The following is a 14,685-nucleotide window of genomic DNA, read 5'->3' on the forward strand; positions in this document are numbered from 1 at the left end:
TGCGGACCGCGGATCAAGCAGCTTTCTCGATGATGTTCGCATATCCGTTCTTCTCGAGTTCCAGCGCGAGTTCCTTTTGACCGGACTCGATAACGCGCCCTTTGTAGAGAACGTGCACGCTGTCCGGGACGATGTAATCGAGAAGACGCTGATAGTGCGTAATAACGACGATGGCGCGATCCGGTGAACGCAAAGCGTTGACGCCGTCGGCGACAATCTTGAGCGCGTCAATGTCGAGACCGGAATCGGTTTCATCGAGTATGCAGAGACTGGGCTCCAGCAAAGCCATCTGAAGAATTTCCGCCCGTTTCTTCTCTCCGCCTGAGAAGCCGACGTTCAGCGGGCGCTTGAGCATGTCCATGTCGATTTTGAGTTCACCCGCGGCTTCCTTGACCTTTCGGATGAAATCCGGCGTGGACAACTCGTCTTCGCCCCTCGCCTTGCGCTGCTCGTTCATCGCCACCTTGAGGAACTGCATGGTGGCGACGCCGGGGATCTCGACCGGATACTGGAAGGCCAGAAAGATTCCGGATGCGGCGCGTTCGCTGACATCCATATCCAGAATGCTTTCGCCGTTGTAGAGAATATCGCCTTCAGTCACTTCGTAGTCTTCGCGACCTGTCAGAACATAGGACAGCGTCGACTTGCCTGACCCGTTCGGTCCCATGATAGCGGCGACCTCGCCGGCCTTGACCGTAAGATTCAGGCCGCGGATGATTTCCGTGCCATCCTCGGCGATCCGCGCGTGAAGATTCTTGATTTCCAGCATTCCGTTACATCCCAAATTACTGCGGAGCCATGGTTCACCGGCGTTTCCGGTTCCAGTGATCTCCGAATTGTACGGCCGGCGCAGCGCCGGCTCTTGTTTTCTACAGGCGGCCGATCAGCCCACGCTGCCTTCCAGACTGATACCGATCAGTTTCTGCGCCTCGACGGCGAACTCCATCGGCAATTCCTGAATGACTTCCTTCACGAAGCCGTTGACGATCAGCGCAATGGCTTCCTCTTCTGGAATGCCGCGTTGCAGGCAATAGAAGAGTTGATCCTCCGAGATCTTGGAGGTTGTCGCTTCGTGTTCGAACTGCGCTGTCGAATTCCTTGCTTCGATATAAGGAACCGTATGCGCGCCGCAATTGTTGCCGATCAGCAGGGAATCGCACTGCGTAAAGTTGCGGGCGTTGGTCGCCTTGCGGTGCGCCGAAACCTGGCCGCGATAGGTGTTGTTCGATTTCCCGGCAGAGATGCCCTTGGAGATGATGCGGCTCGACGTGTTCTTGCCAAGATGAATCATCTTGGTGCCGCTATCGATCTGCTGGCGACCATTGGAAACGGCGATCGAGTAGAACTCGCCGCGCGAATTGTCGCCGCGCAGAATGCAGGACGGATATTTCCAGGTGATCGCCGATCCGGTTTCAACCTGGGTCCATGAAATCTTCGAGTTCGCCCCGCGACAGTCGCCGCGCTTGGTGACGAAGTTGTAGATGCCGCCCTTGCCTTCAGAATCTCCGGGAAACCAGTTCTGGACCGTCGAGTACTTTATTTCCGCGTCTTCAAGGGCGACAAGTTCGACGACAGCGGCGTGAAGCTGGTTCTCGTCGCGCTGCGGGGCCGTGCACCCTTCGAGATAAGAGACGTATGCAGCCTCTTCACAGATGATCAGAGTGCGTTCGAACTGACCGGTGTTCTTTTCGTTGATGCGGAAATAGGTGGAAAGCTCCATCGGGCAGCGCACGCCCTTCGGCACAAATACGAAAGAGCCGTCCGTGAAAACCGCCGAATTGAGCGTCGCATAATAGTTGTCGGTGACCGGCACGACGCTGCCGAGATATTTCCGAACGAGATCGGGATGCTCTCTGATCGCTTCGGAGATTGACATGAAGATTACGCCCGCCTTGGCGAGTTCTTTCTTGAAGGTCGTTACCACCGAAACGGAATCGAAAACGGCGTCTACGGCGATCTTCGACTCCTGCACGCCGGCGAGGATTTCCTGCTCCCGAAGCGGAATACCAAGCTTCTCGTAAGTCCTGAGCAGTTCCGGATCGACTTCGTCGAGCGTTTTCGGACCCGCCATGCTCTTTGGCGCGGCGTAGTAATAGATGTCGTTGAAGTCGATTTTCGGATATTCGACGCGCGCCCACGACGGCGCTTCCATCGTCAACCAGCGACGATAGGCGTTCAGACGCCACTCAAGCATCCATTCCGGCTCATCTTTTTTCGCCGAAATGAAGCGAATGATGTCTTCATTTAGCCCCTTTGGGGCCTTTTCCATTTCGATAAGCGTTTCGAACCCGTACTTATACTGGTCCACATCGATCTGGCGAACCTGATCGATCGTCTCCTGCACAGCAGGCATTGGCGCTCTCCAATCTCGCCGGATTAAAGGTCCGGCAGTTTGTCAACGTCATATATGTAAAGCCGCTCGCGTTTCCGCGCCCGGCACCACCGCATTTAGTGCATTGAAGCCTAGATTCCAATGCGAGAGCAGCTTGTAAGCCGAAATTTATAATATTTCCAGACTGGGCTCCCATTTATTCGAAAAGAGCCCTTACACTGCCAGTGTTCGTTTCTCCGAAATTCGCTTCAGAATGGAGACGAAGCGGTCAATTTCTTCTTCCGTTGTCGCTGGACCAAGACTCACCCTGAGCGCTCCCTGGTCCGCATCCATGCCCATGGCCTTGAGCACATGCGACGGGCCGATCTTGCCCGAGGAACACGCCGAGCCCGCCGACAGGGCCACTCCTTCCAGGTCGAATGCAATCTGAGCAGTCTCTGCCTTGAAACCGGGGAGTGCAAAAAAGCTCGTGTTTGGCAGGCGTCGGGATTCCCCGCCGTAAATGATGGCGTCCGGGACAGCCATTCGTATATCCTGTTCCATCCGATCGCGGAGCCTGGCGACCTTTTGCATCGTATCCATGCCTTCGAGGGCCGCTTGCGCAACAGCGCCAAACCCCGCAAGCGCCGCAGGGTTTTCCGTGCCTGACCTGTGCCCTTTTTCCTGTCCGCCTCCGGTTATTAGCGGGGCCGGCATCATGATCTCACCCTGCGCGACAATCGCGCCGGCGCCTTTTGGCCCGCCCATCTTGTGCGACGAGAGGAAGATGAAGTCGGCTCCCGGGGTTTGCATGTCGATCGGAATGCGCCCCGCCGCCTGCACAGCGTCTCCGATAAGAAGACCGCCGGCGGCTTTCACCAGCCCGGACACATCTGCTACCGGCTGGATCACGCCCGTTTCATTGTTTGCCAGCATCACCGCAACCATCGGCATGCCGCTTGCTGAATCGTGTTGATCGAGCAGCGCCTTCAAATGTCCAAGGTCTACGCGCCCCTGACTGTCGACATCGATTGATGTGATCCGGTCGGCTGGAAACCGACCGCCGCTGGTCACGCAGGGATGCTCGACCGCCGAATAGTAGAGATGGCCGATATCGATATTCGAACGACCCATCCTGTACAGAGGAGAAAGCAGCGTCGACGCTGCCTCAGTCGCGCCACTCGTAAAAACGACATTTTCGGGTGACGCATTCACAAGCGCGGCGACTTTCCTGCGCGCATCATCGACCCGCGCGCGCACCTTGCGTCCCTCGCTGTGCACGGAGGAAGGATTGCCCGGCATTGCAAGCACATCCAGCATTGCCTCGCGCGCTATCGGCAATAGCGGCGCGGTGGCGTTGTAGTCCAGGTAAATTCTTGGATTTTTCATCAAGTTCTGCCCGCGTCCGCCACCCGGCGTCATTTTCCTTGTAATTTCGGATACCTATGCCTTAAGACACCACTTCACTTTGCAAGCGACGGGTCCGAAATGCTTTCCCGCGCTCATACATAAGAAATATCGGGAATAGCGCAATTCCCGAAAAACAACCGGAGCCCCAATGCCTGAAGTCATCTTCAACGGTCCCGCTGGACGCCTCGAAGGTCGCTACCAGCCCGCAAAGGAAAAAAACGCGCCGATCGCCATCGTCCTGCACCCGCATCCGCAATTTGGCGGCACGATGAACAACCAGATCGTCTACCAGCTCTTCTACATGTTCCAGCAGCGCGGCTTTACAACGCTCCGATTCAATTTCCGATCCATCGGGCGCAGCCAGGGCGCATTCGACCATGGCGCAGGTGAACTTTCCGACGCAGCGGCGGCGCTGGACTGGATTCAGGGCCTGCATCCCGACAGCAAGAGTTGCTGGGTGGCTGGCTATTCCTTCGGAGCCTGGATCGGCATGCAACTCCTGATGCGCCGGCCGGAAATCGAAGGTTTCATGTCGATTGCCCCGCAGCCGAACATCTATGACTTCGCCTTCCTTGCGCCCTGCCCTTCATCGGGCCTGATCATCCATGGCGACGCCGACAGGGTTGCGCCGGAAAAGGATGTCCAGGGACTGGTTGAGAAACTGCAATCGCAGAAAGGCATTCTGATCACCCAGAAAACCATGCACGACACAAATCACTTCTTCTCCGGAAAGGTAGACGAATTGATCGCCGAGTGCTCGGAATATCTGGATCGGCGACTGGCCGGAGAACTTGTTCCCGAGCCGCCCGCAAAGCGCATCAGGTAAATACGGGAGCATCCCATGGCGAAAGGCAATGCAATTCCAGTAGCCTTCGCCGTGATGCTCTCCATGACCGGCGCAACCTCAACGGCGTCCGCCGCCACATGCACGGAAACAATCGCCCCATCCGAGACGGTGACCGTGCCGGCAGGCCCTTTTGTCATGGGCTCCAGCCAGGAAGAGCGGGAAATGGCCTACCGCCTCGACGAGGCGGCTTACGGGCACAGCGTCACGCGGGACCGCCGCTGGTATGACGCCGAAGATCTGCGAACGGTGGACTTGCCTGAATACCGCATCATGAAAACGCCGGTCACCAACGCCGACTACGCGATGTTTGTCGCCTGTACCGAACACCGTCCACCCGATGTGACAAGGCAACTCTGGGACAGCTACGACCTGATCCATCCTTTCGAGAGAACGGCGCCGTACAGGTGGAACGGCGTCGAAACTCCAGCCGACCGGGAGGAACATCCGGTGGTCCTCGTGAGCTATTTAGACGCAAACGCCTACGCCGTCTGGCTGAGCGACCTGACTGGACAAAAGTGGCGGCTGCCATCGGAAGCCGAATGGGAAAAGGCTGCGCGCGGAACAGACGGCAGAGCCTTTCCGTGGGGCGACGACTTCGATCCCGACAAGCTCAACAGCCACGACGCAGGACCGTTCGGCACTGTCCCAGTGGGAAGCTATCCGAATGCTGTGAGCCCCTATGGCCTTCTCGACGCGGCGGGGCAGGTGTTCGAGTGGACATCGACGCCGGGGCGTGAAGGACGACATATCGTCAAAGGCGGTTCCTGGGACGACAAGGGATGTGGCGTCTGCCGGCCGGCGGCCCGCCATTCAAGACCGGATGACATCAAGCACATCCTCGTCGGCTTTCGCCTTGTCCTGGAAGAGTGACTGTTCGTTTCGCTGACAAGAAATCAGGGTTCCGCCAAAATACCACCGCTTACCGGTTCGCGGCATCCTGTTGTTTCCGGCCAGCTCAGCGGCAGGCCCTTTCGGGAGCGGATCGCGAGAAATGCCCAGGCTTCGGCTTCCATGGAATCGCCGTTGAGGCCCAGGTCCTCAGCCCGGAAAACAGACGCAGATGTCTTTTCGGCCAGTTCCTCAAGATCATTCATGATGACGATATTTTGTCGGCCGCCGCCGCAGATTATCCATTGTTTCGGTTGCTCCGGAAGATGGGCGGCGGATGTGAATATGGCCTCGGCCGTCAGCCGCGCGAGGCTGCGTGCGCCGTCTTCAAGCGACGCCGCTGAAGGATCTGGCGGCAGGAAGTCATTGCGGTCGAGCGACCTGCGCTTCTCCGCATGAAAAAATTCGGCTTTCAGGTAGTGATCCAGCAGATCGCGCAGCACGCCGCCTTCGCTGGCGATTGCGCCCCCCTGATCGAAGGGAATCCCGGCCTTCATCTCTACCCACTGGTCGATGAGCGTGTTTCCGGGACCGGTGTCAAAGGCCACAAGCCCGCTATCCTTCGCCACGCAGGTGATGTTGGATATACCGCCGATATTGACGAAGGCCACCGGCCATTCACCGCCCAATCCTCTTGCCAGAGCGCCGTGATAGGCTGGCGCGAGCGGAGCCCCTTCTCCGCCGGCGATCATATCGGCCGCCCGCATGTCATAAATTACCGGCACGCCGGTCTTACTCGCAAGGGCCTGACCATCACCCAGTTGCACGGTCATTCCGGCGCCGGGTCGATGCAGAACCGTCTGCCCGTGAAAGCCGATCAGATCGATGTCATCCGCCTTCAAATCATATTCGTTCATAAAGCGGGCGACAGCATTCGCATGGAGGTCCGTCAGTTCCTTTTCGATGTCAGCCAGGTCGCCGGGTCTTTGCGAGCGCTCTTCGATTGACTTCGCCGTATCAAGCGAAGCAGCGAGTTTTTTTCTGAAATCCGGGCTATAAGGCGCGAACAGGAATGGCCCTCGCTCGGCGATCGTTTCACCGTCACTCCGTAAATGCGCGATGTCGATTCCGTCCATCGACGTGCCGCTCATCAATCCGATTGCCGTCAGTTCTTCCACGCGTCCCGCTCCCGTCCATCATGAGCGTATATGCGATTCATGCAAATAAATGGCGTGAATTCTGCAGAAAACAGTGTTAAACGCCGCGCCTGTGCGGACAGTCCTGTCCGTTGTATTGCATCCGGTACAGGGAAAGAGCGGTCATGTCGGCCTTCAAATCCGATTTTCTTCATATTATGCAGGAGCGCGGCTTTATCCATCAGACTTCGGATGATTCCGGCCTCGACGACTTGCTGCAGAAGGAAATCGTTACGGCCTATATCGGCTTCGATCCGACTGCGTCCAGCCTGCATGCGGGATCCCTCATCCAGATCATGATGCTGCACTGGTTTCAGCAGACCGGCCATCGTCCCATTGCGCTAATGGGCGGTGGAACAGGCATGATCGGGGATCCGAGCTTCAAGGACGAGGCGCGCCAGTTGCTGACTCCGGAGAAGATCGACCAGAACATCGAAGGCATAAAGAGCTGCTTTTCGAAATACCTAACCTTCGGCGAAGGTGATCGGGAAGCTCTCATGATCAACAACGCCGACTGGCTTCTTGGCATCAACTACGTCGAATTCCTGAGAGATGTCGGCCGGCATTTTTCCGTCAACCGCATGCTTTCCTTTGATTCCGTGAAAATGCGGCTCGACCGGGAACAATCGCTTTCCTTCCTCGAATTCAACTACATGATCCTTCAGGCCTATGATTTCGTGGAGCTCAACAAGCGGCACGGCTGCCGTTTGCAGATGGGCGGCTCTGATCAGTGGGGCAATATCGTCAACGGCATCGATCTCGGCCATCGCCTCGGCGCGCCTCAGCTATACGCCGTGACCTCTCCGCTCCTGACCACGTCGTCAGGCGCGAAGATGGGCAAGTCGGCCAACGGAGCAATCTGGCTCAACGCTGACATGTTCAGCGTTTACGATTTCTGGCAGTACTGGCGCAACACGGAAGACGCGGATGTCGGTCGCTTCCTCAAGCTGTACACGACCTTGCCGATTGACGAGATCGACAGGCTGCAAGCGCTTGGCGGATCCGAAATCAACGAGGTCAAAAAGATACTCGCCACCGAAGTAACCGCGTTGCTCCACGGGCGTTCCGCCGCAGAGGAGGCTGCGGAGACGGCCCGCAAGACTTTCGAGGAAGGCGCGCTTGCCGAAAATCTTCCATCGATTGACGTAGCCTCCGGGGAATTGGAAGGTGGAATCGGCCTTTTGACGCTCCTGGTCTCTGCCGGCATGGCCAGTTCGAACGGCGAAGCCAGACGCCACATCAAGGGCGGAGCGGTGCGCATCAATGATCAGGCAGTCGCTGACGAAAAACGGATTGTCGGATCCGACGACTTGACGGATGAAGGTCTGCTGAAGCTCTCCGTCGGCAAAAAGAAACATGTCCTTGTGCGGGCAGAATGATTGCCTTTGCCTAACAAAAGAAATAAGCAGAACAATATATTATATTGTTTTCTATAGGTATTTTTAGAACAGAAAGTCTTTTTGGCTTTGTTTCGGGAATCAGCGTTTTCAGCACGCTGCGCCAATCTGGCTTTGTTTCGGGAATTGGCGCTTTTGGCTCGCAACGTCGGCCTGGCTTTGTTTCGGGATTTCAGAGTTTCGGTGTTTTCCCGTCCCGGAAGGTGAGCGACATCATAGCATATTTTGCCAGAAATAGCACCAGGTCAGCGCCGCTCTAGCGATCCATTCGAGGCTGTGATGGCGTCACCGTATCGGCGGCGCCGCCCCTTCCCTGAGTAAACTGGAACATGGAACGGAAAATGCCCGGCGCGATCACGGATATCGGATTGATGGACAGTTTTGGATCATCAAACTTGCCGGACAGACGATAGGTGATGCCGATCAGTCCACGATCGCGGCCGTTTCCGAGGATCGCGCCGACGATCGGAATTTCCCCAAACAACCGGTTGACGCCGTACAGCGGCATGAATGTGCCTGTAATGTCTATGTTGCCCCTGGCGTCATAGACGGTTCCCTGAAACGTGGAGCCAATTTCCGGACCACGCACGACCCCGTCGCTGATGCGCAGATAGCCGGGTCCCTTGTCGATGCGGGCGTAGCCGCGCTGAAATTCGGCGCGCGTCACGTTCAGATCACGATTGATCGCCTCGTTTAGGCTTTGACCGCCTTGCGGTTTTGAAGACACGATCGATTCCAGGCGTTCCTCGCCGACAATCGCAAAATCATCGACGGAAACCGTGCCCAGGTAGGGGCCATTATTGGCCCGGTTCAACGCAACGGACAGCTTGCCGCCCTGGATCTTGTCATAGATGTCGACAATCCGCCCCGTGGCGCCGGCGTCTCCGGATGTCAGATTGATGCGGGTGACGCCCTTCTGGGTGGCCCCGTTCGCCCGCACCGGTTGCCCGCTGCGCGTTGTGCCTTCGACACTCAAGGAAAGCATTGTGCTGCCAACGCCGGAATAGGTCATCCGGAACGGACTGACGGTTTCGTCGTGAAAGCCGATCGCCTTGTCGGCGGTGACAGACAATTCCACGCGTTCGTCTGAAGCGCTCTCGGGGGCGGCTTCGGAATCGCTGAAATAGTGCTTGATCGCCGAGCGGAGGTCGACCGCGCGACCATTGACATTGATGACATAGACGCCGTTGCGCCGATTGATCTTGATATCGAACTTGTCGTCGCGCGCAAGTGTCGCGTTACGGATATCGGCGTTCAGCAATCCCACATCATCGAAATCCAGTGAGCCGGAGGCGGCAAAACCGTTGCCTTTCAGTTTGACGTCGCTGATCTTTATGACTTTGTCCTGCGCCCCTTCCGGACCGAGGTCCAGGAGAAATGAAACGGACGCCTTCACCCCGGTTCCCTTTGACCATCCAATCCACGGCAATTCCAGGCGCGCCTTTGTCAGATCGGCGACAATTTTTTGCTTGCCTTCTCCGAGCAACGACAGGTCGAGTTCGATGTCGCCCTTGACGTAGTCGTTCAATTGCGGCGCAAATTTTGCGCGCGCTTCGGCGTCCGCGACGAGTTTGACGTCGCGTTGCCTGTCTTGCGGCCGGTCGTCCGACAGGGGCTCCACGAAATCGATCTGCGCATTGATCCCGTCCAGATCGGCGCTTGTGTCGAAATGAATGTCTTGCGGATCGACGAACATCTTGCCTGTCGCGTTCGTAACCTTGACGCCGTCGATCAACGGCCCGACGCTGACCTCGCTCAAATCGAGATCGACCGTCCAGTCGGGCTCGGGCGGTTCCTGCTCGATGATCAATCCGAACGTCACCTCCACTTTCGCCTTGATGGATCCGGTAAAGTCTTCAGGCTTGTAGGGCGTGCGTTGCAGCGCGTTGATCGGGCGATAGGACACCAGTTCCGCCACTGCGTCGGCGTTTCCGGTGACCTCGATATCAAGATCGGCCATGAGCGGCTGTGCGCGGGTGTCGGGAATAGCAAAGTTTCCATTTGCGATGCCAACGCTCCGACCGGAAGGGAAGAAGGAGCGCCCGCCTTTCAGTTCCAGCTCCAGTTGGTCGCCGCGCAGTTTGAATACGCCGGCGCCATTGCGCACCGGGGGAATGTCTCCGGCCACGTCGAAGCGGGCGTTTTCTATGTCGAAATCAAGCGTCAGTTGTCGGTCGTCCATCGACGCGTCGGGTCCCTGAGCAATCAATCCCCTGGGAATGAACAATCGTATGGCGCCATGGGTCACCGTGCCGCCAAACAGGTTCTGGTGGACCCAGTTGCGCGCCTGCCTCGCTATCCAGTAAGGCCAGAGCTGCTTGACCGTCGAGGTGTCCATTCCGGTGACGTTTGCGACGAAGGAGATTTGCGGGCTCGTATCGGTCAACTGGATGCTCGCCGACGAGTAAAGTGCGCCTCTTCCGGCCGACACAAGAAATTCGTCGACATTGATGCGCTTCTCGTCCCGGAGATATCGCGCGAACACCTTCATGGCGACGGTCGCCGGAGGCTCGGACGAATCCGATGGCGCGACGATCCCCTCGTCAACGACAAGGTCGAATGCAAGGCCGTTCGTTTTGGTCTGGTCCGGCAGGCTGTCCAGATCGATCACGCCGCCATTGAAATCATAGGAGGATTTTCCGACGTTCAATTGCGAAGGAAGAAGCTCCAGGGAGTTCTTGGTGGAATCGAACGCAAAATTGATCCTGCTGCGCCGCAACTCGGCGCCAACGCCGTCCATGAACAATTCGCCGCCGGACAGTTCTATTCCGCCTGTGAGACTGGCCTGACGGGTCTGGTTCGGTCGTCTGACGACCAGCTGCAGATCCGCGTTTCCTTCGAGCCGGAATTTTTGTCGCGACCGTCCGGTCAATTGTCGGATCAATTCTCCGATCTTGAGATTGGAAACCGCAACCTCCAGAGAATCCGGCTGGTTCCAGAACCGGGTCACCGAAGTAGTGATAAGCACATGTACGATATCGCCGGCCATCATGACCTTGGAATCGAAGGTGATCGAATGGTCTGGATTAGACGTCAATTCCGCGCGTTCAACCCGAATGTCCTGCAAATCCTGTGCGGGGGTTTCGCCGTGCCTCGTCTCGTCGTCCGTCAGCTTGCCGCCGGTGTTCAGAAAGATGAAATCGGTAAGAATGACCGTATCGACTTCCTTGCGTCGCACGATCGCTTCTATGTTGGTCAGACCATCCAGCAGGCTATTGGCGGCAGGCCCGATATCCTTGATCTGGAATGGCCCTTTCTCCGTTTCAGTCTCGTCTGCAGCCTCGTTTCGCCCGATATATTTCGCGTCGACATAGCCGCTGTCGATTTCCACACGCGACACTGTCGGCCGACCTGAAAGCAACGGCAGCAGGCCAAGCCCGAGTTTGACGCTGTTTGCGCCGACGACCTTTTCGCTCGTGTCTTTACGCACGACGCTGACGCCACGGGCTTCAACGGCGATACGGCCGTTCTCGGTCAATCTGACCCCAACCCCCTGGACCGTCGGCGTTAAGGCGTCTCCGAGCGCCGTCTGCATGAATTGTTGCAGCCTGTCTGTAAGCAACCGGTCCCCGGCGCCAAGATTGATCAGTATGACGAGAACGGCAGGCAGACCAATGACAAAAATAAGCGCAGCGAGCAGAAAACGACGCGCGCGACCAATCCGCGGCCAATGTCGCGGCGTATGAACCACGATGGCGTCGTCATGCAACGCAGAAGGCATGGTGTCCAGAGACAAAGCTCTCCCATGATTTCCACGGTCCGTGCGACGTTTGCGGCCTATCATGAGACCTCGTTTTGACAACGTGATTGCGCCATTGAAGATATGCCTGAAAATACGAATCGGCTGCGCAGGCTAACATTCCCTAACAGACTATATATCGTCGCCGAATGATTGTAACAGACCTCGACCGACAGAAAAGGAACATAACAATGACCGACATTGCCGAAGGAAACGAGGCGCCTGATTTCGCATTGCCCCGTGATGGTGGCGGAACCGTGACGCTCTCGGAGTTGCGCGGTAAAAAAGTCGTGCTCTTTTTCTACCCGAAAGACGATACGAGCGGATGCACCGCTGAAGCGATCGCCTTCACCGGACTAAAGAGCGACTTCGAAAAGGCCGGCGCGATCTTGCTCGGCATGTCGCCGGACAAGCCAGCGAAACACGACAAATTCATCGCCAAGCACGATCTGAACGTCATGCTCGCTTCGGACGAGGAGAAGACGACGCTGGAAAAATATGGCGTCTGGGTCGAGAAGAGCATGTATGGACGCAAATACATGGGCGTCGAGCGCACAACCGTACTGATCGACGAGGATGGTGTCATCTCCAGGATATGGCGAAAGGTTAAGGTGCCCGGCCACGCCGAAGAGGTGCTGGATGCCGCAAAGGCGGGCTGACACGTCCTTTACGTCACTACGTGACGGCGCCGTACAGGCGGTTTCATGCGCGGATCCCGATCAGAAGGCGTGGATAACGCACGCGCTTACGCAGTCCTGGTTCACGCGGCGCCTGTCGCTGCGCTCTCCGCTCGATCCGCCGGTTCCGGATCGACCGGGGCGGCCGGAGAAGCCTGAATTGCTGCCGCCGAGGCTGGTCAAAAAACGCAATCTGAACAATCCGGCGGGCCGAATTGCCCTGCTCCACGCAATCGCTCATATCGAGCTCAACGCCATTGATCTTGCGCTGGACATCATTGCGCGTTTCGCCTCGGAAAAGATGCCGCAATCCTTTTTCGACGGCTGGATGGGCGTCGCACGCGACGAAGCGAAGCATTTCCTGCTGGTACGCGGACGTTTGCAGGCGCTCGGTTCCGACTATGGCGACCTGCCCGCCCATGACGGCCTCTGGCAGGCGGCGCACGACACACGCAATGACCTGATGGCGAGGCTGGCCGTCGTGCCCCTTATACTCGAAGCACGGGGCCTCGACGTTACGCCTTCGCTCCAGCAAAAGATGCGTGATGTGGGAGACGCTGAATCCGCAGCCGTGCTGGATATCATCTTTACGGACGAAATCACCCATGTGGCGGTCGGCGCAAAGTGGTTCCGGTTTTTGTGTGATCGCCACAACAGGGAGCCGGCGTCACTTTTTCAAATGTTGGTGCGGGCCAATTTCCGTGGCCAACTCAAGGCGCCGTTCAACGACGTGGCGCGCGCAAGCGCCGGCTTGACCCCGTCATTTTATCGCAGCCTATCGTCGACAAATACTTCTTAGGCAAAGAAATATTAACCTTAACATTGTTTTATCGGCCCTGCGGTGCAGTTGTTCACGGGGGTTTGCGTGTCTCAAGTTTCAGTCGGCAAGATTTTTGGCAGAAAACGACCACACACCCTGATCATTGCGAGTGGAGATTCCATCCGCCACTGGAATATTCACCCGTGGATGCTCGGCATTGTGGTCAGCGTGGTTTCGGTCATTGCGATCGGTTATCTGCTGGCGACAACCTACCTTGTGCTTCGCGACGATCTCATCGGCGCTTCGATGGCGCAACAGGCGCGGGTGCAATACGCCTACGAGGACCGCATCGCGTCGTTGAGAGTTCAGGTCGACCGCATCACCAGCCGGCAGTTGCTTGATCAACAGGCGATGGAAGACAAGATGGCGCGCCTGATTGAACAACAACAGGTGCTGAGTTCCCGCCACGGCCGTCTGGATGATCTCTTGCAGCGCGCCACCTTCAGTTTCGTAGAGCCGGACACGATTCCGGTGCCCCGTCCGAGACCGACGCCTGATCAGTCCGAGGAAAGTCGCCGCGCCAGCGCGGATCGTCCAGCCGGCGCCCAATCTCCTGAATTGCTTTTGGCCTATCAGGACGTTGAACCGGCGGTTCGCGCCAGAGCGCGGGCATCCGAAACCATTTTCGCAAAAGTGGACAATGATCTGCACGCGATGGAACGCGAACAGTTCGACAGGATCGAGTTGCTGATCGCCAACGCCTATCGCAAGGCGGAAGCCATAGACTCGATCGTGGAGAGCACAGGTCTGCCCTCCGATTTGACGGATGAAAGCGTCGGCGGACCTTTCATCCCTGCCGCAGACAGCAATTTCGACACGAGCCTGTCTGGTCTGGAGACGGCTCTCGATCACCTCAACGCCGTCAGCAGCCAGGTGCGCGCCCTGCCCCTGGCAAATCCTGTGCCTGATCAGCCCGTCTCCAGCAATTTCGGAAACCGCCGCGATCCTTTTCTGAAACGATTCGCCTTTCACTCAGGCATGGATTTCAAGACGCCTTACGGTTTTCCGATCAAGGCGACGGCAAGCGGAACCGTCACCGGCACCGGCCGTCACGGCGGCTACGGAAAGATGATCGAGGTTGATCATGGCAACGGCATCGTGACGCGCTACGCTCACCTGTCGCGCATTCATGTGAATGTCGGGCAGAAAGTGGAAGCCGGATCCATGATCGGTTCAGCCGGAAGCACCGGTCGATCGACCGGGACTCACCTCCATTACGAGGTACGCGTGAACAATAAACCGCTCAATCCGAAGCCGCTTCTCAAGGCTGGCGAACGACTTGCGTCACTCCTGTGACATTACGGCAGTGTGACGCAATATCGTGCAAAACAGCTCGTCTTTCATTAAATCTTTGTAAGATTTACCCATATATCAAGTAATTGCGCCGCTTTCCTTGACACTCCCCGACGTTCGGACTAGTCGGACCACAAGATTCGCGGAACAAATCAGTTCCGTCTGGT

At 57.2% G+C, this 14,685-nt stretch carries 11 protein-coding genes; 6 read left to right on the forward strand and 5 right to left on the reverse strand.

Annotated features, from left to right (window positions below; genetic code table 11):
* Window positions 1–13: 13 nt before the first annotated feature.
* The 3 genes from sufC to K1W69_RS07810 all read right to left on the reverse strand — a co-directional run bounded on the left by sufC (window position 14) and on the right by K1W69_RS07810 (window position 3,700).
* A complete protein-coding gene (gene sufC / locus K1W69_RS07800; RefSeq protein ID WP_220227717.1) occupies window positions 14–769 on the reverse strand; it encodes a Fe-S cluster assembly ATPase SufC in 756 nt (251 codons plus the stop codon).
* A gap of 114 nt (window positions 770–883) precedes the next feature.
* On the reverse strand, window positions 884–2,353 hold the full coding sequence (gene sufB, locus K1W69_RS07805) for a Fe-S cluster assembly protein SufB (protein ID WP_220227718.1): 1,470 nt from the start codon (window positions 2,351–2,353) through the stop codon (window positions 884–886).
* Between the two features lie 192 nt (window positions 2,354–2,545).
* On the reverse strand, window positions 2,546–3,700 hold the full coding sequence (locus K1W69_RS07810) for a cysteine desulfurase family protein (protein ID WP_220227719.1): 1,155 nt from the start codon (window positions 3,698–3,700) through the stop codon (window positions 2,546–2,548).
* Between the two features lie 169 nt (window positions 3,701–3,869).
* Between K1W69_RS07810 and K1W69_RS07815 the strand changes: the two genes are divergently transcribed.
* On the forward strand, window positions 3,870–4,547 hold the full coding sequence (locus K1W69_RS07815; RefSeq protein ID WP_220227720.1) for an alpha/beta hydrolase: 678 nt from the start codon (window positions 3,870–3,872) through the stop codon (window positions 4,545–4,547).
* 15 nt (window positions 4,548–4,562) lie between these two features.
* Window positions 4,563–5,438: a formylglycine-generating enzyme family protein gene (locus K1W69_RS07820; protein WP_220227721.1), complete on the forward strand. Its 876-nt coding sequence runs from the start codon at window positions 4,563–4,565 to the stop codon at window positions 5,436–5,438.
* Window positions 5,439–5,461: 23 nt separating this feature from the next.
* On the opposite strand, the gene K1W69_RS07825 is transcribed toward K1W69_RS07820, so the two are convergent.
* On the reverse strand, window positions 5,462–6,574 hold the full coding sequence (locus tag K1W69_RS07825; protein ID WP_370688204.1) for an anhydro-N-acetylmuramic acid kinase: 1,113 nt from the start codon (window positions 6,572–6,574) through the stop codon (window positions 5,462–5,464).
* A 143-nt stretch (window positions 6,575–6,717) separates the two neighbouring features.
* On the opposite strand from K1W69_RS07825, the gene tyrS reads away from it, so the two are divergent.
* The gene (gene tyrS, locus K1W69_RS07830; RefSeq protein ID WP_220227722.1) at window positions 6,718–7,971 is read left to right on the forward strand and encodes a tyrosine--tRNA ligase; all 1,254 of its coding nucleotides are present in this window, start codon (window positions 6,718–6,720) and stop codon (window positions 7,969–7,971) included.
* A gap of 274 nt (window positions 7,972–8,245) precedes the next feature.
* Here tyrS and K1W69_RS07835 read toward each other — a convergent pair whose 3' ends face one another.
* A complete protein-coding gene (locus K1W69_RS07835; protein WP_220227723.1) occupies window positions 8,246–11,725 on the reverse strand; it encodes a YhdP family protein in 3,480 nt (1,159 codons plus the stop codon).
* A gap of 194 nt (window positions 11,726–11,919) precedes the next feature.
* Between K1W69_RS07835 and K1W69_RS07840 the strand changes: the two genes are divergently transcribed.
* From K1W69_RS07840 to K1W69_RS07850, 3 genes are all read left to right on the forward strand, one after another.
* Entirely contained in the window at window positions 11,920–12,387 is a 468-nt protein-coding gene (locus K1W69_RS07840) for a peroxiredoxin (protein WP_220227724.1), read from the forward strand.
* Window positions 12,368–13,204 carry a ferritin-like domain-containing protein gene (locus tag K1W69_RS07845; protein ID WP_220227725.1) on the forward strand — a complete coding sequence of 279 codons (837 nt, stop codon included), beginning with the start codon at window positions 12,368–12,370 and terminating at the stop codon, window positions 13,202–13,204. The genes K1W69_RS07840 and K1W69_RS07845 overlap by 20 nt, the downstream gene beginning before the upstream one ends.
* 66 nt (window positions 13,205–13,270) lie before the next feature.
* Window positions 13,271–14,521: a M23 family metallopeptidase gene (locus K1W69_RS07850; protein WP_370688205.1), complete on the forward strand. Its 1,251-nt coding sequence runs from the start codon at window positions 13,271–13,273 to the stop codon at window positions 14,519–14,521.
* Window positions 14,522–14,685 lie beyond the last annotated feature (164 nt).

It is taken from the genome of Flavimaribacter sediminis (genome assembly GCF_019492055.1).
In the GTDB taxonomy this organism is placed as follows: domain Bacteria; phylum Pseudomonadota; class Alphaproteobacteria; order Rhizobiales; family Rhizobiaceae; genus Flavimaribacter; species Flavimaribacter sediminis.

Coding starts and splice junctions, on each gene's coding strand:
- sufC (WP_220227717.1), bottom strand. CDS start 769: ATGCTGGAAATCAAGAATCTTCACGCGCGGATCGCCGAGGATGGCACG.
- sufB (WP_220227718.1), bottom strand. CDS start 2,353: ATGCCTGCTGTGCAGGAGACGATCGATCAGGTTCGCCAGATCGATGTG.
- K1W69_RS07810 (WP_220227719.1), bottom strand. CDS start 3,700: ATGAAAAATCCAAGAATTTACCTGGACTACAACGCCACCGCGCCGCTA.
- K1W69_RS07815 (WP_220227720.1), top strand. CDS start 3,870: ATGCCTGAAGTCATCTTCAACGGTCCCGCTGGACGCCTCGAAGGTCGC.
- K1W69_RS07820 (WP_220227721.1), top strand. CDS start 4,563: ATGGCGAAAGGCAATGCAATTCCAGTAGCCTTCGCCGTGATGCTCTCC.
- tyrS (WP_220227722.1), top strand. CDS start 6,718: ATGTCGGCCTTCAAATCCGATTTTCTTCATATTATGCAGGAGCGCGGC.
- K1W69_RS07840 (WP_220227724.1), top strand. CDS start 11,920: ATGACCGACATTGCCGAAGGAAACGAGGCGCCTGATTTCGCATTGCCC.
- K1W69_RS07845 (WP_220227725.1), top strand. CDS start 12,368: ATGCCGCAAAGGCGGGCTGACACGTCCTTTACGTCACTACGTGACGGC.